Origin of the sequence: Edwardsiella ictaluri ATCC 33202 (assembly GCF_000264785.1) — a bacterium.
Classification (GTDB): Bacteria; Pseudomonadota; Gammaproteobacteria; order Enterobacterales; family Enterobacteriaceae; genus Edwardsiella; species Edwardsiella ictaluri.
In genome coordinates this window covers 1-22,111 of record NZ_AFJI01000036.1, presented here as the reverse complement: position 1 = coordinate 22,111, position 22,111 = coordinate 1, and the positions used below count along the sequence as shown (strand labels likewise).

Annotated in this window: 17 protein-coding genes and 1 pseudogene; 7 read left to right on the top strand and 11 right to left on the bottom strand. The window is 59.7% G+C overall.

Annotation, left to right across the window (positions count from 1 at the left end; all coding sequences use genetic code 11):
* Positions 1 to 4: 4 nt before the first annotated feature.
* Complete coding sequence (gene endA, locus EIEH_RS04685; protein ID WP_015869739.1) at positions 5 to 715, bottom strand: deoxyribonuclease I; 711 nt, start codon at positions 713 to 715, stop codon at positions 5 to 7.
* Between the two features lie 117 nt (positions 716 to 832).
* Positions 833 to 1,348: a SprT family zinc-dependent metalloprotease gene (locus EIEH_RS04680; RefSeq protein ID WP_139018788.1), complete on the bottom strand. Its 516-nt coding sequence runs from the start codon at positions 1,346 to 1,348 to the stop codon at positions 833 to 835.
* A gap of 374 nt (positions 1,349 to 1,722) precedes the next feature.
* Between EIEH_RS04680 and cadB the strand changes: the two genes are divergently transcribed.
* Both cadB and EIEH_RS04670 read left to right on the top strand, forming a co-directional pair.
* A complete protein-coding gene (gene cadB, locus EIEH_RS04675) occupies positions 1,723 to 3,042 on the top strand; it encodes a cadaverine/lysine antiporter (protein ID WP_015869741.1) in 1,320 nt (439 codons plus the stop codon).
* A 72-nt stretch (positions 3,043 to 3,114) separates the two neighbouring features.
* Positions 3,115 to 5,265 (top strand): lysine decarboxylase CadA, encoded by a 2,151-nt coding sequence (locus tag EIEH_RS04670; protein ID WP_015869742.1) that lies wholly within the window; start codon positions 3,115 to 3,117, stop codon positions 5,263 to 5,265.
* 73 nt (positions 5,266 to 5,338) lie between these two features.
* Here the strand turns inward: EIEH_RS04670 and EIEH_RS04665 are convergent, their stop codons facing one another.
* A complete protein-coding gene (locus EIEH_RS04665; protein WP_015869743.1) occupies positions 5,339 to 6,499 on the bottom strand; it encodes a glutathionylspermidine synthase family protein in 1,161 nt (386 codons plus the stop codon).
* Positions 6,500 to 6,502: 3 nt separating this feature from the next.
* Complete coding sequence (locus EIEH_RS04660) at positions 6,503 to 7,180, bottom strand: DUF1190 family protein (protein ID WP_015869744.1); 678 nt, start codon at positions 7,178 to 7,180, stop codon at positions 6,503 to 6,505.
* Positions 7,181 to 7,315: 135 nt separating this feature from the next.
* Between EIEH_RS04660 and EIEH_RS19935 the strand changes: the two genes are divergently transcribed.
* The gene (locus tag EIEH_RS19935; protein WP_256594371.1) at positions 7,316 to 7,447 is read left to right on the top strand and encodes a hypothetical protein; all 132 of its coding nucleotides are present in this window, start codon (positions 7,316 to 7,318) and stop codon (positions 7,445 to 7,447) included.
* 61 nt (positions 7,448 to 7,508) lie between these two features.
* On the opposite strand, the gene EIEH_RS04655 is transcribed toward EIEH_RS19935, so the two are convergent.
* On the bottom strand, positions 7,509 to 8,078 hold the full coding sequence (locus tag EIEH_RS04655) for an HdeD family acid-resistance protein (protein WP_015869746.1): 570 nt from the start codon (positions 8,076 to 8,078) through the stop codon (positions 7,509 to 7,511).
* 402 nt (positions 8,079 to 8,480) lie between these two features.
* Here EIEH_RS04655 and EIEH_RS04650 point away from each other — a divergent pair, with 402 nt between their 5' ends.
* Positions 8,481 to 9,398 (top strand): bestrophin family protein, encoded by a 918-nt coding sequence (locus EIEH_RS04650; RefSeq protein WP_015869748.1) that lies wholly within the window; start codon positions 8,481 to 8,483, stop codon positions 9,396 to 9,398.
* Positions 9,399 to 9,498: 100 nt separating this feature from the next.
* Here the strand turns inward: EIEH_RS04650 and torD are convergent, their stop codons facing one another.
* The 3 genes from torD to torC are packed head-to-tail and all read right to left on the bottom strand — an operon-like array spanning position 9,499 to position 13,852.
* Positions 9,499 to 10,137: a molecular chaperone TorD gene (gene torD, locus EIEH_RS04645; protein ID WP_015869749.1), complete on the bottom strand. Its 639-nt coding sequence runs from the start codon at positions 10,135 to 10,137 to the stop codon at positions 9,499 to 9,501.
* A complete protein-coding gene (torA, locus tag EIEH_RS04640; protein WP_015869750.1) occupies positions 10,134 to 12,680 on the bottom strand; it encodes a trimethylamine-N-oxide reductase TorA in 2,547 nt (848 codons plus the stop codon). Before torA ends, torD begins: the two co-directional genes overlap by 4 nt.
* The gene (gene torC, locus EIEH_RS04635; protein WP_015869751.1) at positions 12,677 to 13,852 is read right to left on the bottom strand and encodes a pentaheme c-type cytochrome TorC; all 1,176 of its coding nucleotides are present in this window, start codon (positions 13,850 to 13,852) and stop codon (positions 12,677 to 12,679) included. The genes torA and torC overlap by 4 nt, the downstream gene beginning before the upstream one ends.
* 137 nt (positions 13,853 to 13,989) lie before the next feature.
* Between torC and torR the strand changes: the two genes are divergently transcribed.
* The gene (torR, locus tag EIEH_RS04630; protein ID WP_015869752.1) at positions 13,990 to 14,679 is read left to right on the top strand and encodes a two-component system response regulator TorR; all 690 of its coding nucleotides are present in this window, start codon (positions 13,990 to 13,992) and stop codon (positions 14,677 to 14,679) included.
* 7 nt (positions 14,680 to 14,686) lie between these two features.
* On the opposite strand, the gene torT is transcribed toward torR, so the two are convergent.
* Positions 14,687 to 15,721: a TMAO reductase system periplasmic protein TorT gene (gene torT / locus EIEH_RS04625; RefSeq protein ID WP_015869753.1), complete on the bottom strand. Its 1,035-nt coding sequence runs from the start codon at positions 15,719 to 15,721 to the stop codon at positions 14,687 to 14,689.
* Positions 15,722 to 15,800: 79 nt separating this feature from the next.
* Here torT and torS point away from each other — a divergent pair, with 79 nt between their 5' ends.
* Together torS and EIEH_RS19930 are read left to right on the top strand one after the other, a co-directional pair.
* Positions 15,801 to 18,593, top strand: coding sequence for a TMAO reductase system sensor histidine kinase/response regulator TorS (gene torS, locus EIEH_RS04620; RefSeq protein WP_015869754.1), 2,793 nt, complete (start codon positions 15,801 to 15,803; stop codon positions 18,591 to 18,593).
* Between the two features lie 99 nt (positions 18,594 to 18,692).
* Positions 18,693 to 18,827, top strand: coding sequence for a hypothetical protein (locus tag EIEH_RS19930; RefSeq protein ID WP_015869755.1), 135 nt, complete (start codon positions 18,693 to 18,695; stop codon positions 18,825 to 18,827).
* 59 nt (positions 18,828 to 18,886) lie between these two features.
* On the opposite strand, the pseudogene EIEH_RS20075 reads toward EIEH_RS19930, so the two are convergent.
* Both EIEH_RS20075 and potE read right to left on the bottom strand, forming a co-directional pair.
* A pseudogene (locus tag EIEH_RS20075) lies at positions 18,887 to 20,537 on the bottom strand (alpha-keto acid decarboxylase family protein).
* A 334-nt stretch (positions 20,538 to 20,871) separates the two neighbouring features.
* Entirely contained in the window at positions 20,872 to 22,110 is a 1,239-nt protein-coding gene (potE, locus tag EIEH_RS04610) for a putrescine-ornithine antiporter (protein ID WP_081490023.1), read from the bottom strand.
* Between the last annotated feature and the right edge of the window lies 1 nt (position 22,111).

Here is a 22,111-nt window from a genome sequence, read left to right as displayed (position 1 = left end):
AGACTTACCCCTTACGGGCGGCACAGGCCTGCTGCACATACGGGTTCGGGTTCCCCTGCACTTTATTGATGCGGGCCTCCCGCTCACACTCCCATGCGGTGACCGGGTACTGGCGGTTCCACACGTCAAACAGGCGGGTCTGCTGCGGGGAAAGGCGGATGTGGTAGCGATCGCGCATATAGAAGTAGGTGCGTGCGATGGCGCCGCGTGCACGCTCGGGCGGCTCGGCCTGCCTGTTTTTGAAATCGACCTTCATGGTGCACTGGCCATACTGGCCTTCGCCGCCGCGCCACTGGCTGAAGGCGAAGTTGTTGCGATCGCCGTTGACCTCGCCGATGGCGGGCTGCAGGTTGTGCAGATCGGTTTCGATACGTACGTAGTCCGGATTCTTGGCGCAGTTTTTCCGCCCGCCCTCCTGCCAGCACAGCATCTGGTGGCCGAACTGCCAGGCCGGCATCACGTGTTCCCACTCGATGCGCCCGGCCCGGTGGGCATTTTTGCGCACCTGGTAGCCGCAGCTGGCCAGATCGGGGGTGCCTTTTTTCCCCTGCCAGTCGATGCGGCAGCCGCAGTAAAAGGTGCCGGGGGCGTCATGGTTGATTTTGGCGGCAACGGTCTTGGCCTGGGAAAAGTTATGGGGATGTTCTGCATGGGCCACCGGCAGCAGCAGGCAGCCCAGCAGGGCGGAGAGAGCGATGAAGGATTTGGGAAACATATTCTAAAACGGTGTTGGAATGAGAAAGTCAGCAGGGTAGACAATACAAGGTCTGCAGGCAACCTTTTGCGTCCGCTGTGCATAATTTTTAGAAAGTGTGGAGAAAGCGTCGCGTGATTATTCCGACGTCGCGTCGGGGGTGAAGCTCAGCGCTGCGCCGCACTGGCGACAGCGGTAGCTGGATCCTCCGCGCTGAACGCGGTTATGGCGTCGCAGGGTCAGCTGGTGCAACTGGCAGGCGCAGCGGTAGGTGAAGGTGCGCCCGCGTACTGAATCGACGCTGAAACGGTGGGTTCGCAGCGGTGCCACGCCCAGTATCTCCGCCATCATCCAGCGCCACTCTCTGCCGTGGGGAGCAACGCGGCCAAAGCGGCGGTATACCAGCAGATGCGCCAGCTCATGGGGGATGACGCTGTCGATAAACGTCTGCCCGTTTTCCTGCAGCAGCACCGGGTTCAGCCGGATTTTCCACTGCTGTGGCCAGGCTGTGCCCGCGATGGTGCCGCGCTGGCAGTAATCAATCTGGGGCTGCGGGAGCGTTTGATTCAGGCGCTGTTCGGCCTGTCCAAGGCAACGGCGCAGGGTGAGCATCACGGCCTGTTGCAGGGCGATGGGGAGTCGTGGTGTGTTCATGGCAGCCAGCATAGCGATGACGGGTAGGATGTTCAAGGGAGGATATGCGCCGTTAAAAAATTGATTAATAAATTTATATCGTTCAGTAAATTCGCGCGCATTGACGGGAAAAAGGATGTGTCACCGGCCGCGCGGCGGGAGGGGAAATAATTATCTTGATGATTATATTGTGTATTTATTCCCAGTGATTTTGTACAGGAATATTCACATGCAATGATTTGAATCTAAAGAAAAAAATGTTTGTAAAAATATTGTTTATTCCGGGAAAAGAACACTTCCTTTTCTATAATTATCTGCGGAGCCTATCCGTTTACTGACATGCGCTCCAGTGGGCCTGCGTTATGGCCAGTCATCATTACAGGGGAGCGCAGACGATGGCTTCTGTAAAAAAAATCGGGCTTATCGCCTGTACCGGGGTGGTTGCCGGCAACATGATGGGCAGCGGTATCGCGCTGCTGCCCGCCAATCTGGCAAGCCTGGGGTCAATTGCCGTATGGGGCTGGCTGATCGCGCTGGTGGGTGCCGTTTCTTTGGCCTATGTGTACGCCCGCCTGGCCACCAAAAATCCCCAGGAGGGGGGGCCGGTTGCCTACGCCGGTGAGGTCGGTGCCGCCTTCGGGTTTCAGACCGGGGTGCTGTACTACCACGCCAACTGGATCGGTAACCTGGCTATCGGTATTACCGCCATCTCTTATTTATCTACCTTCTTCCCGGTACTTAATAGCCCGGTACCGGCGGGGATCGCCTGTATCGCCATCGTGTGGATTTTCACCTTCGTTAACATGCTGGGGGGAGCCTGGGTAAGCCGCCTGACCACCCTGGGGCTGGTGCTGGTGCTGATCCCGGTTATCGGGACCGGTATTGCCGGCTGGTTCTGGTTTGAGCCGGCCACCTACATGGCGAACTGGAACACCTCCGGCGGTACTGACTATCATGCGGTTATCAAGAGTATCCTGCTGTGCCTGTGGGCGTTTATCGGGGTGGAGTCCGCGTCCGTCAGTACCGGGATGGTGAAGGATCCGCAGCGTAACGTCCCGCTGGCAACCATGATGGGGACGTTCCTGGCCGGTATTGTCTACATTGCGGCGACACAGGCCATTGCCGGGATGTATCCGGCCCATCAGATGGCTGCCTCCGGCGCACCGTTCGCCATCAGCGCCTCAACCATGGTGGGCAGCTGGGCCGGGCCGGTGGTGTCCGCCTTTACCGCCTTTGCCTGTCTGACTTCGCTGGGCTCCTGGATGATGCTGGTCAGTCAGGCCGGTGCGCGTGCGGCCCATGACGGTAACTTCCCGAAAATCTACGGTGAGCTGGATAAGAATGGCCTGCCGAAGAAAGGGCTATTTCTGGCCGCGATCAAGATGACCATCCTGATGGTGCTGATCACCGTGATGAACGCCAGCGGCGATAAGGCCTCTGACCTGTTCGGTGAACTGACCGGCATCGCGGTGCTGTTGACCATGCTGCCTTACTTCTACTCCTGTATCGATCTGATCCGCTTTGATGGAGCCAACATCAAGAATGTGCTTAGCCTGTTGGCTTCCATTCTCGGTTGTGTGTTCTGTTTTATCGCTCTGATGGGGGCCAACTCGATTGAGCTGTCCGGTACCTTTATCGTCAGTCTGATCATTCTGATGTTCTACTCACGTAAGCTGGGCTCCACACAGGATAAAGACAACGCCCCGCGTAACTAACCTCAACCGTGGTTAATTTACCGGCGGCCCTGCGCCGCCGGTGAGGCCAGTGAATGGGTCTGGAGAGTTCGCATGAATATCATTGCCATAATGAATGACATCAGCGCGTATTTTAAGGAAGAGCCGCTGCGCGAGCTGCAACAGGAGTTGGAGAGGGCGGGATTTCGCCTTGTCTATCCGCGCGATCGCGGCGACCTGCTCAAGCTGATAGAGAACAACGCCCGTCTGTGCGGGGTGATTTTTGACTGGGACAAGTACAATCTGGCGTTGTGTGACGAGATCAGCGCCCTGAACAAGATGCTGCCGATCTATGCCTTCGCCAATACCTCCTCTACGCTGGACGTGAGCATGAGCGAGCTGCGTCTCAACGTGCGTTTCTTTGAGTACACCTTAGGCAGCGCGCAGGACATCGCCCTGAAGATCCGCCAGAGTACCGATCAGTATATCGATGCCATTATGCCGCCCCTGACCAAGGCGTTGTTTAAGTATGTTCATGAGGAGAAATATACTTTCTGTACCCCGGGTCACATGGGGGGAACTGCCTTTGAGAAAAGCCCGGTCGGCGCCCTGTTTTATGATTTCTACGGCGAGAATACCCTGCGCTCCGACATCTCGATCTCGGTCACTGAACTGGGATCGCTGCTGGATCACAGCGGCCCACACCGCGAGGCGGAAGAGTATATCGCCCGTACCTTTAACGCCGAACGCAGCTATATCGTCACCAACGGTACCTCGACGGCCAACAAGATCGTCGGGATGTATTCGTCGCCGGCGGGTGCCTCGATCCTCATCGATCGTAACTGTCATAAGTCGCTGACCCACCTGATGATGATGAGCAGCGTGGTGCCGCTGTACCTGCGCCCGACGCGTAATGCCTATGGCATTCTGGGTGGGATCCCGCGCCAGGAGTTCACCCGTGAGGCCATCGAGGAGAAGGTGCGTAATACCCCGAACGCCAGCTGGCCGGTGCATGCGGTCGTCACCAACTCGACCTATGACGGGCTATTCTATAACACCGGTTATATCAAGCAGACCCTGGACGTGAAGTCGATCCACTTCGACTCCGCCTGGGTTCCCTATACCAACTTCCACCCCATCTATCAGGGTAAGGCGGGGATGAGTGGTGAGCGGGTGGCGGGCAAGGTGATCTATGAAACCCAGTCGACCCATAAGCTGTTGGCGGCATTCTCACAGGCATCCATGATTCATGTGAAAGGGATCATCAATGAGGAGACCTTTAACGAAGCCTATATGATGCACACCTCCACCTCGCCCCACTATGGCATTGTGGCGTCGGCCGAGATGTCGGCGGCGATGATGAAGGGCAATACGGGTAAGCGGCTGATCGCCAACTCGATCGAACGTGCGATCCGCTTCCGTAAGGAGATCAAGCATCTGCGTACTGAGTCGGAGGGATGGTTTTTTGATGTCTGGCAGCCGGACAATATTGATGAGGTGGCCTGCTGGCCGTTGAATTCGCGCAATGACTGGCACGGCTTCAAGAATATCGATGACGATCATATGTACCTGGATCCGATCAAGGTGACGCTGCTGACGCCGGGGATGAAGGCCGACGGCACCATGGATAACTGGGGGATCCCGGCATCGATCGTGTCCAAGTACCTGGATGAGCACGGGATCATCGTAGAGAAAACCGGGCCGTATAACCTGCTGTTCCTGTTCAGTATCGGGATCGATAAGACCAAGGCGCTCAGCCTGCTGCGCGCCCTGACGGACTTTAAGCGGGTGTACGATCTCAACCTGCGGGTGAAGAATGTGCTGCCGTCGCTGTATCGGGAGGCGCCGGAGTTTTATCAGAACATGCGCATTCAGGAGCTGGCGCAGGGGATCCATACGCTGACCGGCGAGTCTCGCCTGCCGGATCTGATGTACAGCGCCTTCGACGTGCTGCCGACGCTGATATTGACGCCGCACGACGCCTTCCAGGAGGAGGTGCGCGGCAATATTGAAATCTGCCCGTTGCAGCAGATGATCGGCCGGGTCAGCGCCAATATGATCCTGCCTTATCCTCCGGGCGTCCCACTGATCATGCCGGGGGAGATGATCACCGAGGCCAGTAAGCCGGTGCTGGACTTCCTGCAGCTGCTGTGCGACATCGGCGCCCATTATCCGGGTTTTGAAACCGATATCCACGGGGTGCGGTGTAACGGTAAGGGAGAGTATGAGGTGGTGGTGCTGAAGCATCACGGCGTGCAGGGATAACGCGACGTCGCCATCGCGAAAAAGGCACTGCCCGTTAGGGCGGTGCCTTTTTTATCGGCCGCGGATCGCGGTGCTAGTCCAGAATGATGTGCGGATAGTAGCGCGACAGATCCTGGGTGATGCGGCTGCGATCCTCACGCAGGCCAATACCGGCCGGGCTGTCGTTGACCAGCCAGCTGCCGATCAGGGTGTAGCTGTCGCCAAACCTGGGCAGCGGGTGGTACTGCTGCACAATCATGCCCTCTTCGCCGTAGGGGCCGTCAACGCGTTCGATCTCCTGACCGTTTTCGACGATGCGGATGTTGGCGCCCTCGCGGGAAAACAGCGGTTTCACCACATAGCGATCCAGCGGCGGCTGGCTGCCGTCGGCAAAGTAGGCCGGCAGCAGGTTGGGGTGATTGGGGAACATCTCCCACAGCATCGGCAGCAGGGCCTTATTGGACAGAATGCTCTTCCAGGCCGGCTCCAGCCAGCGTACCCCGGCATCCTCCAGCTTGGTGGAGAAGATCTCACGCAGCATAAACTCCCAGGGATAGAGCTTGAACAGGTTGCTGATCACCTGATCCTGGGGATCGGTAAACTGCCCCTTCTCGCCCAGGCCTATCTCGTCCATGTACAGGAACTCCGTGGCCAGCCCAGCCTCTGCGGCGCAGTCCTGCAGGTACTGTACCGTACCGCGATCCTCGTCGCTGTCCTGGCAGCAGGCCATGTGCAGCAGCTGGAAGCCGTGGTTGGTTTTCAGCTCGGCGAAGCGGGCGATCAGCTGTTCCTGCAGGCTGTTGAACTGATCCGCTACCGCGGGCAGCTTACCGGCCCGCACCTGATCTTCCAGCCAAATCCACTGGAAAAACGCGGACTCATACAGCGAGGTTGGCGTATCGGCGTTATTCTCCAACAGCTTGGCCGGCCCCTGGCCGTCGTAGGCCAGATCGAGGCGTGAATAGAGCGATGGCTGGCCGGAGCGCCAGGAGGCGCGGACAAAGTCCCAGGTGTGTTTGGGGATCTGGAAGCGGCTCAGCAGCGCTTCGCTGTCGACGACCTTCTCGACCGCCTGCAGACACATTTGGTGTAGCTCGGCAGTGGTCTCCTCCAGGGCTTCTACCTGTGCCATGGAAAACTGATAGTAGGCATCCTCACACCAGTAGGGCTCGCCGTGCATGGTATGGAACTGGAAGCCGAACTCGCTGGCTTTGGCGCGCCAGTCCGGGCGCTCGCTGATGGCAATACGTTTCATGGTTTAGCCACCCATGCTGCGTGAACTGGTGCCCGTGCCGGAAGCGCTGCTGCGCTGCAGGCTGCTCTGCTTGGCGACCGTTTCGCCAAAGCCGCCGCGGGTGACCGTGGTGGTGGTCGCCGGCTTGGGCGCCATCGCTGTTTTAGGCACGTTCATGGTACGCCCGCCTGCGGTGGCCGGGCCATAGCTCTTGCCGCTGGCGTCGACAAACTGGCCGTTGGCTGGGCTGGCAGCACCGCGCGGGGTAAACAGCGGCTGCTGGTTAAAACCGCCGCCCATCAGACGCCCCATCATGTAGCCGGCCATCAGCGGCATCCAGAAACTGCCGCTGCTCTGAGCCGCTTCGGCGTTGGTATTGCCCGTCGTCGGTGCCATGCCAGCCTGTGCCGGTGTCTGTGTACACTGGCCTTCGCCGAACTCGGCGATGCAATCCTCGCGCGTGGCGTACTTCGGTGCGGTTTTTGCCGCCTCTTTCAGCGCATCGTCGTAAGAGGCTTTGCACTGTGCGCTCATGGAGGGATTCGCCTTGCTGCAGTCATCGGCGTTTTGATACAGCGATACCGTTTCATCGCTCTTTTCACAGCCGGCCAGCAGGAATACCGCGCTGACAGCCAGCGCCAGCGGCGCCATCTGCCAACGCTTGCGAAATGCGCTGCGATTAATGTGTTTGGTCCGTTTCATGATGAGGTTCCCCGTTGCGGGCCAAGCAAAAGCCGTGCCCGTCTTTCCCAGATTGCCGATAGCATAGGGGAAAGCTGGTTACATTTAAAGCGCGCCGGGGCGGCGGTGGCGGGATTTACATACGCTGAAGCGGTAATGTGCCACAGCTCTCTCTTTCGCCCCCTTACCCGGGTGACAAAGCCGCTGGATAACGCCAGGCTGGCGGGCATCTGCACCGGCGGTAACCCGCGCAGCGCGATGCTGCGGGAGATAGGGCTGGCTTACTGAGTCGGCGTGTTTAACACAGCGGGGCGCCCTCTGGCGCCCCGTCGGTCATGGGTAAGGGCGTTTAGCGTTGCTTCAGCAGCTGGGCGACCTGAAACAGGCTGAAAGAGCTGAACAGCATTTCGATACCGACGATCATGGTGACCAGCAGTATGGAACCCTGTGGCCCGGCACTTATCAGCATCCAGGCGATCAGGAGGTCCAACAGGCCGATGATGATCTGCAGCCAGCCGCCATGGGCCCCCTTGAGCTTAACGCCGGCCATCAGGCGGGCGATCCCCCCCAGCGCAAACAGGGTGGCGACCAGGACTGCGACGGTGAACAGGCCGACCTCCGGGTTGCGAATAAAGATAAAGCCCATCACCAGATAGGCGGCGCCCATTAATATCCCACCGATCATCGGCCAGAAGTTATTGGCCCGATTGGCAATCATGCCGATAATTAGCCCTATGCCGCTGAGCAGCAGCAGAATGCCGACCATGGCACTCAGGGCGTCACCTGAGGTAAGCGGACGGAACAGGCAGAACAGACCGCCGAGCAGCAGCAGCAGCGACAGGATCAGCAGTGAGACGCGCTGTTGCTTAAGGAAGCGCGGATCCAGCTGCAACAGACGGTTGCGATCGAAGTAAATCATGGTGACTCCCTAACCCGCCAAACGGGCGTTCCTGACAGGGGGACCCGGTGTTCCGCTGTCCCGTTAAATGATGTATCACACCGTCGCATAGATTAACGGTATGTTTGCTATTAATAATCCATGATCGGCCAGGCTGCAAAAAAAGAGTGCAGGCGAAGGCGAAAGGTTCTGGCAACGGTGACTTCCAGCGCGTAATTGTGAAACGATAGTATTTTCTGCCGGGAGTATAGGCAGTATGGCGTTTTTTCCCTCATCCGTTCTCCGCGGAAGGATCTGCCTGTTGCCGCTGCGCGCGGCACAGGCGTACACTGGCGCGCCGCCGCCCCGTACCGCACAGGGACGGCCGTCGTAGGGAAGTTCCCCCAGTCATGTGTGCGGTGTCGTTTTTCCGAGTAATTCAGTATGATTGTTAGACCCCCCCAGCACTGGTTCCGGCGCCTGTTCGTCTGGCACGGTTCGGTGTTGCCGAATATCCTTTTTCGTCTCAGCCTTAATTTCATGGTCTCCTGCCTGGCGGTGATGTGCTACCTGTGGCATGAGGACTTTAACGTCAACCTGACGCTGGGTCCTTTCAGCCTGCTTGGGGTGGCCATCGCCATCTTCCTCGGCTTTCGCAATAACGCCAGCTATGCCCGCTTTATTGAGGCGCGGGTACTGTGGGGATCGCTGCTGATCACCACCCGCTCTCTGATGCGCCAGGCCATCAGCCTGATGCCGCACCCGGACGGCGAGCACCGCCGCTTCGCCATGCTGCTGACCGCGTTTTCCTATGCGCTGAAGCACCATCTGCGCCATGAGCCGATGGCCATGGAGCTGACCCGTCTTCTGCCTTCGCAGGATAAGGCGGCGGTGTTGGGGAGCTGCTCCCCCTGCAACCGTCTGCTGCAGCTGATGGGGCAGTGGCTGGGAGAGCAGCGGCAGCGCGGCTACCTGAGCGATATTGACTTCCAGACCATCGACACCAACCTGAACCAGCTGTCGGTGATCCTGGGGGGTTGTGAGCGGATCTCCAATACGCCGATCCCGTTCGCCTATAGCCTGATAGTTCACCGCACGGTGTATGTGTTCTGCGCGCTGCTGCCCTTTGCCCTGGTCTCCGATCTGCACTATATGACGCCGCTGGTATCCGTGTTTATCTCGTATACCTTCATCGCCCTGGATGCCTTGGCGGAGGAGCTGGAGGATCCGTTTGGCATCGAGGCCAACGACCTGCCCCTTAACGCGATGGCCCATACGATAGAGGCAAACCTGCGCGATATGATCAACGATCATACCCACCTGGCGCGCATCTGCCCCGACAGCCACTGTCGTCTGGATTGAGCTCTGCTCTACAGATAAAAAAATGGGCGGCTGATGCCGCCCGCAATAGGCTTTCTCTTCTTATCGTTATCCTGAGCCGCTTTTCGCCATGCGGTCGGGGTCATGCTGCCCTGTGGTTGGCATCCAGACGCACCAGCGCCAGCAATAGCTGACTCAGGGCGGCGTAAAAGCCAAATGTGTCATAGCGCAGGCAGCGGGCGTTGAATTCTGGCAGCCACTCCAGCAGCAGCGCCAGGGTGCGTTGCCGCAGCGGTACCAGAACGTCTTCCTGCCCCGGCTGCTCCGCGCTGGCGAAGCTCAGGTGGCTGAGCAGCTCCAGGAATATCGACAGATGATCCTCCGGTTCGTGGAAGTCGGCATTCAGCTGCATACCCGCCCGTTGTAACAGGGACTGCACCTCGTCGCAGGGCGCCTGACGAAAGCGCGGGGTCTCCCCCTGATAGCAGGAGGCATAGGGCAGCGCCGCCCGCTTCTGCGACAGTAAAAACAGACCGGCGAAGTCTGCCGCCAGCTCCAGACGGGCGTCCGGGCGTGCCTCCAGCGCGACGAGCGCCTCCTGCAGGCACTGCAACGCCGGTCGCAGGGGTGCCAGCTGGCGCAGCAGAGCGAACCAGGCCTGCGTGTCGGGCGAGCGCAGACGGGCCAGCTGTGCGTCGTCTGTCTCGTGGGCGAACAGCCCGGCCAGCCAGGCGTACAGGCAGGCGTAGTGCTGTGCCGTCAACGGGCTGGCGGCACTCATGGCTTCTCCTCCGTCTGCAGCGGTACGTACTGACACTGCGCCACCATCTCCTGCGGGCCATGGAAGGCGGTGACCGGTGCCAGCGGGCCGCGGTACTTCTCTACCTCGACGATGGCGGTATGGGCGCTGGTGGCCTGGGCCAGCCGCGAAGAGCCAATATCCAGCGTCAGGACATTGGGGTTGCCATATTTACACAGGGCCCCCGCCACGCCGCCGCGATCCGGGTCGTACCATGCGCCTTCGTGGATGCGGATCACCCCGGGTACATAGCGATCGGAGAGCACGGCGCCGGCCAGAACCTGACCGCGCTCGTTGAATACCCGGACGATATCGCCGTTGCGGATCCCGCGTGCCTCAGCATCCTGCGGGCTGATAAAGACCGGCTCGCGTCCGCCGACGCTGTAGTGCGCCCGCAGCGTCGGCGATTCGCACAGCTGCGAGTGCAGGCGGAAGTCAGGGTGCACCGACTGTAAGTGCAGCGGAAAGCGCGCTGAGCCGGGGCCGCCGTGGGAGCGCTCGGCCTTTTCGAACCACATCGGGTGGCCCTGGCAGTCGCCGTAGTGCATATCGGCGATGCTCTTGGAGTAGATCTCGATCAGGCCGCTCGGGGTGCCCAGCGGCTCCAGATCCGGATCGTCACGGAAGGCCTGATGGCGCACGAACAGCTGCGGATCGCCAAACTCGATATAGCCGCTGCCGCTCCAGAAGGTGTCAAACGTCGGCAGGTGGATCTCACGGCCTTTACCCTGCCGCGCACCCTCCTGATAGATCCGTTTGATCCAGCCCATTTCGTCCAGCCCTTCGCTGAAGGCCTGTTCGCGGTTAAAACGTTGGCACAGCCCGCGGAAGATATCGAAGTCGTTACGCGCCTCAAACTGGGGCGGCACCAGCTGTTTCATCGCCAGAATGCCGCGGTTGGAGTGGTTGCCGTACTGATCCAGATCGTTGCGCTCAAACTGGGTGGTGGCCGGCAGGACGATGTCGGCGAAGCGGCAGGTGGAGGTCCACTGGTTGTCGATGGCGACGACGGTCTCCAGCGTCTGCCAGCCGGCGATCATGCGGTTGATCTGCTGGTGACGGTGGAACGGGTTGGTACCGGCAAAGACGCACATTTTCAGCGATGGCAGGGTCACCTGTTTGCCGTTCCAGTCGATTTTTTTGCCCGGTTCAAGCATGGCATCGATAAAGCGGGCGATGGGGATGGTGCTGCTGGCGCCGCGGTAGTCGCTGCTGTTGTGCAGCGGCGGCGTGTTGGTGGCGCCCGAGAAGCCGCTGAGGATGACCCCTTTGCGGCTTGGGGTGCCCGCACCGTTGTAGTGCCAGCCAAAGCCAAAGCCGCCGCCCGGCAGGCCGATTTGCCCCAGCATGGCGGCCAGCACCACGATCATCCACGACCACTGCTCGCCGTGCTGCATACGCTGTACGCACCAGCCGGCGATGATCTGGGTCCGTCCGGCGGCCATCTGGCGCGCCAGGGCACGGATGGTTTCGGCGTCGATGCCGGTCAGTTTGGCGGCCCACCCGGCATCCTTCGGCTGGCCGTCCTGGGTTCCCAGCAGATAGGGCAGGAACTGGCCGAAACCGACGGTGTAGTTGTCCAGGAAGTGGGCGTCGTACAGCTTCTCGCTGTACAGGGTATGGGCCAGCGCCAGCTGCAGTGGCACATCGGTCTGGGGATTGACGGCGATATGCTGCACCTTGTCGCGCCCCAGGTAGTCATGGGTAGAGGAGACCACGGTATCGATGCTGACGACCTGGATCTCACCGTTGGCGACCTTCTCTTTCAGCTGGGCATAGTACTGATAGACGTCGTGATCCGGGCACCACCAGTTGGCCTGCTGGTTCTTCAGCAGATCGGAGCCCCACAGAATAACGGTCTGGCTGTTTTTCAGCACCAGCGGCCAGGAGGTCTGCTGCTCATAGACCTCCATGGAGCCGACGACGCGCGGCAGGATCACTTGCGCGGCGCCGGTGGAGTAGTCGCCGCCGGTGCCGACGTAGTTGCCGTGCAGCGCCAGTGCCCGTCCCATCATGCCGGCGGCGTTGTGGAACATGCCGGTGGATTGCCAGCCGCTGCCGCTCAGCAGGGCACTGGGGCCATAGCTGGTCTGAACGCGCTCCAGCTCTTGGTAGAACAGATCCAGCGCCTCGTCCCAGCTCACGCGGACGAAGCGGTTATCGCCGCGCTGGCGCGTATCGCTGAGGTGGCGTTTGCGCATCCAGTCGATGCGCACCATCGGGTAGCGGATACGGGCCGTATTGTGTACATGGTCCGGCAGGCCGGCCACCATCTTGGAGGGGTAGCAGTCCTTCTCAAAGGGCTTGGCGGCGACGAAGCGGCCATCCACCACCGTGGCGCGGATGGCGCCCCAGTGGGAGCCGGTCAGGATCCCCTCCTGGGTAGCGGAGGCGGCGGTCGCCGTGGTTGCCCGCGCGTCGCGGGCAACCAGCAGGGAGGGGCCAAACATGCCGAGGGCAGTCAGGCCGCCCAGCTGCGACAGAAAACGGCGGCGCGATACGCTGACACTTTCATTTTTGTTCATCGAGTCTCTCTCCCTTCGTGTTTCTGAGCGGCGCCGCCGGTGTCTGAGGCGTTCATTTGCAGATATTTGAGCAGGGTGCGCTCTTCCCGCTTGTCCAGGCTGGTGAAGCCGATCATGCCGTTGAGGGTGCCAATCCAGCCGTTGGCGTCAAAGTGCGCCTTCTCCGGCGCGCCGTGGCACTGGTTGCAGGTGCCGTTGTACAGCGCATCGGCGTAGGCCCAGATCGGCTTGATGTTATTGACCAGATCGCCCTTTTGTACCCAGGCGGTGGCCTGCAGCTTGCTCCACTCCACGCCGGTGGCGGCGACGGTGGTTTTCTCCAGCGTCTTGGCGTTCTGCTGTACCTGGTCACGGATAGAGGAGACGAAGATACGTTTGCCCGGCAGCAGGGACAGCACGCGCTGGCGGCCATTGGTCTCCGTCCAGCCTTCGATCTGTACCTGCAGCCAGTCTCCGTCGCGCTTTTGCACGGTGATTTCGGAGGCGGGCAGCAGGGAGCCGGCCGGCTCTTTGTCGCCTTTGGCGGCGTAGATCGGCTTCATATCCAGGGTATACAGGGTGTTGCCTTCATCGCTGGCATTCTGGCGCAGCTCGGCAAACTGCTTGCGGAAGCCACTGCTCATATCCGGCAGCTGATGCGCAATGCCCTTATGGCAGTCGATACAGGACTGATTATCCTTGGCGGCGATGGCCATCTGCCTGGCGGCCTCCGGATGCTGCTTGGCATGATCCATCGCATCATAGTTATGGCAGGATCGGCAGGTCGCCGAGTTGTTCTCTTTCATCCGTTTCCATTCGCGCTCCGCCAGTTCGGCACGCTTGGCCTCAAACTTCTCCGGGGTATCGATCGAATGGGCGATAAAGGTCTGGTAAATATCGTTGCTGGCTTCCAGCTTACGTTTCACCATCCCGGGGATGTCGGGGGGAATGTGGCAGTCGTGGCATTCGGCCCGTACGCCGGAGGCATTCTTGAAGTGGACTGACTGCTTATATTCCTGGTAGACCGGCTGCATGCTATGGCAGCTGACGCAGAATTCGGTCGTGCTGGTCATCTTGATGCCGACGTGCGGCAGAACGATCAGCGCCAGGCCGATGACGATGCCCAGCGCCAACAGCGCCAGTACCGACCAGCGCGTACTGGGGCGGTTCAGCCTGTTCCAGAGTTTTTTCATCGCAATATCCTGTCATGATGAGGAAGAGAGGGTCATGCGCGATCTTATTGATTAAATATGAACAGGGTCACTGGTCAGCATGAACGCGATACGTCAGAATATGAACAGATATGAACAGAAGACGATGAGCCGTGGCGATGACACACCACATTGTGATTGTTGAAGATGAACCGGTGACCCAGGCGCGTTTGCGCGATTACTTTGTCCAGGAGGGATACCAGGTCTCCGTGACCGCCAGCGGCGCCGGGCTACGCGAGCTGATGCTGCTGCAGCCGGTGGATGTGATCCTGCTGGATATTAACCTACCCGATGAGAATGGCCTGATGCTGACGCGCGCGCTGCGTGAGCGCTCGACGGTGGGGATCATCCTGGTCACCGGCCGTTGCGATCGCATCGACCGTATCGTCGGCCTGGAGATGGGGGCGGATGATTATGTCACCAAGCCGCTGGAGCTGCGCGAGCTGGTGGTGCGGGTGAAGAACCTGCTCTGGCGCATCGATCTGGCGCGCCAGGCGCAGCCAGCGGCGGATAACTGCTATTTGTTCGCCGGCTACTGCCTGAACGTGTCGCGCCATACGCTGACGCTGGATGACGAGTCGATCCGCCTGACGCGCGCCGAGTATGAGATGCTGCTGGCCTTTGTGACCAATCCCGGCGCGATTTTAAGCCGAGATCGGCTGCTGCGCATGCTCTCATCGCACCGGGTCGACAGCCCCGATGTGCGCACGGTGGATGTCCTAATCCGCCGCCTGCGTGCCAAGCTGCGCCCCGATCTGTTCGTGACCCAGCACGGCGAGGGCTATTTTCTGGCGGCCGAGGTCGCCTGACCGCGTCTTACCCTGCCTTCAGCGCGGGCTGGTAGAGGTAGACCGGGCGAAAGCCCAGGGGGGAGAGCGAGCGGCGAACCTGCGCGCTGCTGACGTTGCGCTGGGTGAGCACCAAGATCGGTGGGCTGATGTTGTCCGGCACGCGCTCTCCCTGCAGCGAGCGCAGGGCCTGTTCGACGGCCAGTTCGCCCTGCCACACCATCTGGTCGCTGGCGGCGGCCAGAATGCGGCCGCGCTTCAGACCACGGTAAACCTGGTGCGAGAGATAGAATGAGACGATGGTCAGCGGCGTGGCGCGGTTGCGCCCTTCGCCCATGGCGACTTCGGCGGCGATGGCGGTACCGGCCACCACGTCGATATCCGGATGGCGCTCCAGCATGTCCTGCAGCAGATTGCGCTGCACCTCGATGTCATTGTCGCCGTAGGCGACCTCCACGATCTGCAGGCGGCTTCCGCCCAGCGCCGCCTTAAAGCCATCGCTCATCTCCCGGCTGCCACCGGCGTCGCGCGGGCCGGGCATCAGCAAAACCTTGAGTGGGCGCTGGCCGAGGTGCTGCGCCAGGTAGTGTCCCGGCTGATAGCCCATCTGGAACCAGGGAACGCCGATCCGGGTGCGGATATTGGGATCGTGCAGGGCGTTGACGACCCCGATCAGCGGGATCCCCGCGGCCAGCGTCGCCAGCGCCGGGAAGCGGGCCGTGCTGCTGCCGATCAGTATGGCGTCGGCCCCCCAGTCGCGGCACAGGGCCATCTGCTCGCGCTGGGTCGCCTGCTGACGATAGCCGCCGGCGTCGAATACCTTCAGCGTCACGCCCAGCCGGTCGGCGGCCCGGATCATCCCATCGTTGATCGAGAGCCAGTAGGCATCCTTCAGGCTGGGATAGAGGGCGCACAGCTTCCAGCGCTTACCCGCGTGCAGCGGGGGTTGGCGCAGCTGAACGGACTGACGATCCGACTGCCAGCGCAGCAGCGGGGCATCGGCGTGCGCCGTCGCGGTGGAGAGCCAAAGCAGACAGAGGAACAGGGTGCGCCGTCGGGACATAATAGCCTCGTGGTGGGTAAGCCTTTATGCTAGAACCTTATCATGGATTAACTCAACGTTTTTACGATGCGGGAGCGCTATGGGGAGGCCTTCTCTGACTCGCCGGTTGTGGCTGGCCTTTGTGTTGATGGCGGCGTTAACCCTGGGCAGCGTGCTGGTGGGCTGGTTTAGCCTGCACTACGTTGGCCGGGTGGAACAGGCCAATACGCAGGCCCTGCTGCCGACGATGAATATGGCGCGCCAGCTGAGCGAGGCCGGTGCCTATGAGCTGTTTTCGGCTCAGAGCCTGAGCAGTGCGGACAGCGAACGAGAGTGGCTGGCCCAGGGACGGATGCTGACGGCCCAGAGCCTGAAGATCAGCCGCCTGCTGGATGAGCTGCGTCGCCAGGGATTCGATATCGATACCATCGCCCGGCAGGAGACGGAGATCACCCGCTCGCTGGGAGAGCAGGGGACGCTGGTGGGACAGCGCCTGCAGCTGCGTTTGCGTGCGCGGGCGCTCAGCGCACAGGTGGCGGCAGCAGCAGAGCAGATTGCCGAGTTGGCCAAAGGACAGGCCAGCAACGCGGCGACGGCCGCCGGCGCGACCCAGGCGGGTATCTATGATCTGATTGAGCAGCAGCGGGCGGCGGCGGCGGAGCAGGCGCTGGACAGGCTAATCGACATCGATCTGGAATACCTGAATCAGATGAGCGAGCTACGCCTGAGCGCGCTGCGGGTTCAGCAGATGGTCATGGCGCTGGAGAGCGGCCGCGGCCGTCAGGCGTTGAGCGAACAGGAGGAGCGCCTGTCGCAGGCGCTGCGCATCCTGCAGCGCCGCCAGCAGCGGGTTGAGGATCCGCGTATTCGCGCCCAGATAGCCCGGGCGTTGGGGCAGGTTGCGCAGTACCGTACGCTGGTCGATCTGTACCGCCAGGATAATGATATTTACGCCAGGCTACAGGTGCTGTCACAGAACAATCTGGATCTCTTTACCCGCTTTAGCGCGGAGATAAGCCGCCAGGTGAGCGACATTGAGCTGCGTAATGCCACCGCACTAGGGCACCTGCAGCAGGCGCGCCGTCTGGGGCTGACCTGGTTGATGCTGCTGGGGGGGGCCGGACTGCTGGCGTTGTGTCTGATCCTGTGGCGCGTGGTTTACCGCTCGCTCTCTCAGCCGTTGGCCCATCAGACGGCCGCGCTGCAGCGCCTGCTGGACGGTGACTTCGACTCCCCCTTTCCCGATCGCGCCGGGGTGCGCGAGCTGGATACCATCGGACGTCTTATGGAGGCGTTCCGTACCAGCGTACGCGCCCTGTGTCACCAGCGTCAGCATCTGGCCGATCTGGTACAGATGCGTACCGCCGAGCTACAGGCGCTGGTGGTTGAGCATCGTCAGGCCCGTGCGGAGGCGGAGAACGCCGATCGGGCAAAGTCGGCGTTTTTGGCGGCAATGAGCCACGAGATCCGCACGCCGCTGCACGGTATTCTGGGCACCGCCCAGCTGCTGGCCGGGCAGCAGCTCTCCCCACGTTGTCGGGACTATGTGCAGGCGATCAACGACTCCGGTGAGTCGCTGCTGGCGGTGTTGAATGATGTGTTGGACTATTCGGCTATCGAAGCCGGCAGCCATAGTGTGGCGTTGAACGATGAGCCATTTGCACCGCGCCAGCTTCTGGATAGTGCGCTGCGTCTGGCGGAGGGGAGACTGCAACAGCGGCTACTGCGCCTGGATCATGACTACGCCGATGTGTTACCAACGTGGCTACAGGGCGATCCGTGCCGGATCCGCCAGATCGTCATGAACCTGCTGAATAACGCTCTGCGTTTTACCGAGCGAGGGGTGATTCGTGTGAGCTGCGGCTGTGATGAGACGCACTGGTGGATAGCGGTTCAGGACAGCGGTTGCGGTATCGATCCGGCGCAGCAGACAGCCATATTTCAGCCATTTGTGCAGCTGAGTGCCCGACGCGGCGGCACGGGGTTGGGGTTGGCCATCTGCCGCGGTCTGGCGCAGGCCATGGTGGGAACGCTGGAGGTGAGCAGCACCCCGGGGAAGGGGAGCCGCTTCTGCCTGCGTTTGCCGCTGCGGCGGGCAGTGCCGCCGCCGCAGGAGGCGTCTGCGCAGGCATGGTCACTGGTCGGACGCCGTCTGCTGCTGATCGAGGATAATCCGCTTAGCCAGCGTATCAGCGCAGAGATGCTGCAGAGCGCAGGCGTTCAGGTTCATATCGTCGGCAATGCCGCGGAGGCGCTGACCCTGCTGGCGCGGGATACGGCGTTCGATGCAGCGCTGGTGGATTTTGACCTGCCGGACAGCGACGGTCCTACGCTGGCGCGCCAGATGGCAGAGGCCTACCCGCAGCTGAAGCGCATCGGTTTTAGCGCGCATGTGCTGGATGAGGCTCAGCACCGTCGGATCCGTCCACTGTTTTGCGGCATGATCCAAAAGCCGGTGCCACGGGCAGAGCTGTGCCGCCTGATTGCCCATGCGCTAACCGACGGTGAGCGGAGCGCGGCGCAGCCGTCCCGCGTGGCGCAGCAGATCGCAACGCCGCTGGATGACGGACAGCTGGCGGAGGATTTGGCGGCCTTTGGCCACCCACGTCTGACGGAGTGGCTGACGCTGTTTCGTCAGCATTCGCTACCGCTGCTGGCTGAGATTGCCGTAGCCCGCACCGCGGGAGATGGTGAACAGGTGAAGGGGCTTGCTCACCGCCTGAAGGGCAGCTGTGCCAGCCTGGGAATGCGCCATGCCGCGGATGCCTGTCTGGCGCTGGAGCGGGCACCGCTGACGGCGGCGGCGGTCGATGGCCCGATCCGGGAGGGGCTGGTGGCACTGGCGTGTTGGCTGGCGAAAGTCCCGGAATCGGATGGCGGCAATATGGCGTGATTACCAGTATGATTATAAGAGATATTACAGTATTGATACCCGGTGTCGAAGTGCCGTCACGGAGCGATGGCGAAGCGTCAGCGGGATAAGGAGCAAAGTATGTGGCAGTTAAAGCGGGCATTACATAAGAAATGCCCGCGGGTAAATATCTGGCTGGTTATCGTGTTTTTTTTGCTGGGTGGCGGTGTTGCACTGGCTCTCGTGTTGTATTTGATAGCCAGTGCATTGGCCTGATAGCTATATGGATAAGGACTGTACCGCCCTTTGGGGAGTGCAGGCCTTATCTGTTGCCGTTAGTCTGCCTGGTACAGTGACCCCATTGACTGGTGCATTTTTTCCGCCAGGGGAGAGGCGTCGTATTTCCCGGTTATGACCTCAATATAGGCTCCACAATCGCATTTTTCAGCCTGGCGAATGGCGGCATCCAGCGCTTCACAGGTGGCGACACGGGCGCTGAACCAGCCTTTACAGCCCATCGCCTCCGGCAACTGATGGTATTGCCACTGCGCGAGATCGTTGTAAGAGATATCCCCGTCTTTACACAGTAGGCGCTCAATCAAATATCCATTGTTATTCAAAATAAAAATCAGTGGCTTAAGTTCAAGTCGAGCGAACTGGCTAATTTCCTGCACCGTCAACTGATGTGAGCCCTCACCGCTGATGAGGATGGTTCGCTGTGTCGCAGCGGCAGCAGCGGCACCCAGTGCTGCCGGAGTGGCCCAGCCTATTGCTCCCCACAGGGTCTGATTATGGAACGTGGCACCCTCTGGCATCAGGACAAAGCTTAACCCCATAGAGCACGTGCCGGTTTCTGCGACCAAAATATCATGGGGTTTGAGCATCTGCTGCCAGCGTGCGTAGAGATAGGGGGCGGTAATCGCGCCACTGGCGCTGACAGGGGCCAGTGGCTGAGGTTTCGGCGCTAAATCCGGGCGGGCCTTTCTGCGTACTTTTTGCGTGACGGCCTCTAATACGTCCTTCATTAAAACGTGGTGGTATTCGGAGGTCCCAATCAGCACAGACTCCGGCAGTACGGTAATACAATGCTGGTGGTTTAGCCGGGCAGTAAAAGCACCGGTATTGAAGTCAGACATGAGGGTACCCATCTTGAGTACACAATCGCAGCTCTCGACAAACTCACGGACGTTGGGGTTGAGCAGATGGCCGTTATACATTCCGATATAGTTAGGATGTGACTCATCCAGTACGCTTTTATCCATAATCATGGTAGCAAAGCAGAGTCCCGATGCCTCAATCAACGCTAAGGCTTCGCGCCGGGCGTCATGTCGTTGCAGGTAGATCCCCGGTAATGCACAGGCCTGACGGCTATTGTTGAGCCGTTCGGCGATGATGTCACTTACTTCGCTAAGCGTCTGTGGATCGCTATGTATCTGTGTCGAAGAGAGGGGGGGGCGGGAGGATCACCGGCATTACGGCGTAGTCGCTGGGGATGCCGATATAGACTGGTTTGCGGTAACGTAGGGCGGCAGTAATCAGGCGTTCGGTTTCAGATATACAGTTGTCGGGGGTCAGAATGGCCCGGGCGCAGACCAGTGAGGTGCTGGCCTGATAAAAATGGGTGAAATCCCCATCGCCCAGCGTGTGGTGTACCTGCTTACCCTCTGCCTGTACTCCGCTGGCCGGCATCCCAACGAGATGAAACAGAGGAAGCGACTCGGCATTAGCGCCTGCAATACCACAGAGTGCGCTGAGTTCGCCAACGCCGAACGTGGTGATCAATGCCGACATCCCCCGCAGGCGGGCGTAACCGTCAGCCGCATAGGCTGCATTCAGCTCATTACAATTGCCAATCCAGCGCAGCCGTGTGTCGGCACAGACAGCATCTCCAATAGGGAAAGCATAGTCGCCAGGAACGCCGAAGATATCACTGATCCCTAACGCATACAGCCGGGATAGAACATGTTGGATAACCGTCTTCGTCATCATATTTACCTATCGAGTGGGGAGTAGATTAAGGTTGTGCACCGTAACTGTCTGCGGTGCCCTTCGGCGTCGGTGTTTACTTATCGTGTCACGGGACAGGGTTCAACGCCGTAGTTGTCTCGGAATAAGATTGGGCGCCAGTTATTTCAATCGGTTGTGGCGCGAGAAGCTGCAGGCATGGGGTACGGTAGCTTGCCAATTTGGGCTCTTTTCAGTACGAGCCCCCGGTTACTTGTTGGCGAGCACGTGTGCCTGGATATCATTTGAAATGATGAGTCACCAATAGCGCAAAAATATCGCAAGGTGCAATATTTTTGCGCTACCTCTGAAAACGTCAGACAGTGCGGTGCATCTCAACATCCCGGCCAGCGATGAAACCATAGAAGATGTAGCCGAACATGGTAATGATACAGCCACCGAAGACTGCCTGATCGCCACAGGCATAGATACCATAAATGCTATATACCACGGCAACGGTACCTACGATGGAGGCCAGATAATATTGGGATTGGGTGACGTGATTTTTACGCAGCATGACCTGTAGACCCGTCATAGATAATACATAAGGGACCATGTTAATGAAGACGGCCAGGTTCAGTAGCATATCGAACTGCTTGAGCAGGTTCGGCGAGATAGTCATGCAGGCCAATACCAGTTCAACGGCCAACATAATCAGCATACCGGCTATTGGCGCGTCGTCTTTGCTTATCTTGGCAAAAATATTGGGGAACAAATGCATTTCAGCGGCAGACTTTGATACCTGAGCATTGGTGAACTGCCAGCCCAGGAGCGAACCGATACAGGCGATCACGGCCAGGGCGGTGATCACTTTACCCACCACTGGGTTGAACATCACGGTGAAAACCAGGCCAAACGGTGCATCGGAGGCAAGCAATTGCGAGTTAGGAACAATACCCTGAATTACGGAGGTTGAGGCAATATAGACGATTGCTGCAAAACCAGTACCGAACAGACAGGCTAGCGGAACATTTCGCTCGGGATTTTCCACCGCATCAGAGTTGGCGCCAGCAGACTCAATACCGAGGAAAGCCCATAGGGTAAGAGAAATACCGGAGGAGATAGCTTTTGAGGTACCAATGTGATGTGGGTTCCACGCGGCGGAAAAAATCTGCGGATCGAACCAGAACCAACCAATAATAGACAGGCCAGCAACCGGAATAATGATCCCCCAAACGGTGAAGCTGGAGATACGTCCGGTGATTCTGGCACCTTTAAAATTGGCAATCATAGTCAGGATCAGGATTGCTACAACGGTAAAGAAGGTGTGTATGGGCGTTGTTTTTACCCATGGAATAAAGGGCACTAAATAGCCTGCGGCAGATACTGCAATGGCAACGCAACTGATTACAAGACAGACATAGTAGGTGTAGGAGGCAATAAAGAAAGATGACTTCCCATGGGCCTCTTCAGAGTATGCCGACATACCGCCAGAACGCTTACAGAACGCACCGCACTTCGCGAAGGTGTAGGCAATACACATGGCGCCAATCGCGGTAACGATCCATGCCAGAATAGATATTGCCCCGGTTTGTGCTAGGCTGGCGGGCAGCAGA

Bases quoted from the DNA above. Each gene is read 5' to 3' on its own strand.
- endA (WP_015869739.1), bottom strand. From the start codon at position 715: ATGTTTCCCAAATCCTTCATCGCTCTCTCCGCCCTGCTGGGCTGCCTG.
- EIEH_RS19930 (WP_015869755.1), top strand. From the start codon at position 18,693: ATGTGGCAGTTAAAGCGGGCATTACATAAGAAATGCCCGCGGGTAAAT.
- torA (WP_015869750.1), bottom strand. From the start codon at position 12,680: ATGAACAAAAATGAAAGTGTCAGCGTATCGCGCCGCCGTTTTCTGTCG.
- EIEH_RS04650 (WP_015869748.1), top strand. From the start codon at position 8,481: ATGATTGTTAGACCCCCCCAGCACTGGTTCCGGCGCCTGTTCGTCTGG.
- EIEH_RS04665 (WP_015869743.1), bottom strand. From the start codon at position 6,499: ATGAAACGTATTGCCATCAGCGAGCGCCCGGACTGGCGCGCCAAAGCC.
- EIEH_RS19935 (WP_256594371.1), top strand. From the start codon at position 7,316: ATGTGCCACAGCTCTCTCTTTCGCCCCCTTACCCGGGTGACAAAGCCG.
- torR (WP_015869752.1), top strand. From the start codon at position 13,990: ATGACACACCACATTGTGATTGTTGAAGATGAACCGGTGACCCAGGCG.
- EIEH_RS04660 (WP_015869744.1), bottom strand. From the start codon at position 7,180: ATGAAACGGACCAAACACATTAATCGCAGCGCATTTCGCAAGCGTTGG.
- EIEH_RS04680 (WP_139018788.1), bottom strand. From the start codon at position 1,348: ATGAACACACCACGACTCCCCATCGCCCTGCAACAGGCCGTGATGCTC.
- EIEH_RS04670 (WP_015869742.1), top strand. From the start codon at position 3,115: ATGAATATCATTGCCATAATGAATGACATCAGCGCGTATTTTAAGGAA.
- torT (WP_015869753.1), bottom strand. From the start codon at position 15,721: ATGTCCCGACGGCGCACCCTGTTCCTCTGTCTGCTTTGGCTCTCCACC.
- EIEH_RS04655 (WP_015869746.1), bottom strand. From the start codon at position 8,078: ATGATTTACTTCGATCGCAACCGTCTGTTGCAGCTGGATCCGCGCTTC.
- torD (WP_015869749.1), bottom strand. From the start codon at position 10,137: ATGAGTGCCGCCAGCCCGTTGACGGCACAGCACTACGCCTGCCTGTAC.
- torC (WP_015869751.1), bottom strand. From the start codon at position 13,852: ATGAAAAAACTCTGGAACAGGCTGAACCGCCCCAGTACGCGCTGGTCG.
- torS (WP_015869754.1), top strand. From the start codon at position 15,801: ATGGGGAGGCCTTCTCTGACTCGCCGGTTGTGGCTGGCCTTTGTGTTG.
- cadB (WP_015869741.1), top strand. From the start codon at position 1,723: ATGGCTTCTGTAAAAAAAATCGGGCTTATCGCCTGTACCGGGGTGGTT.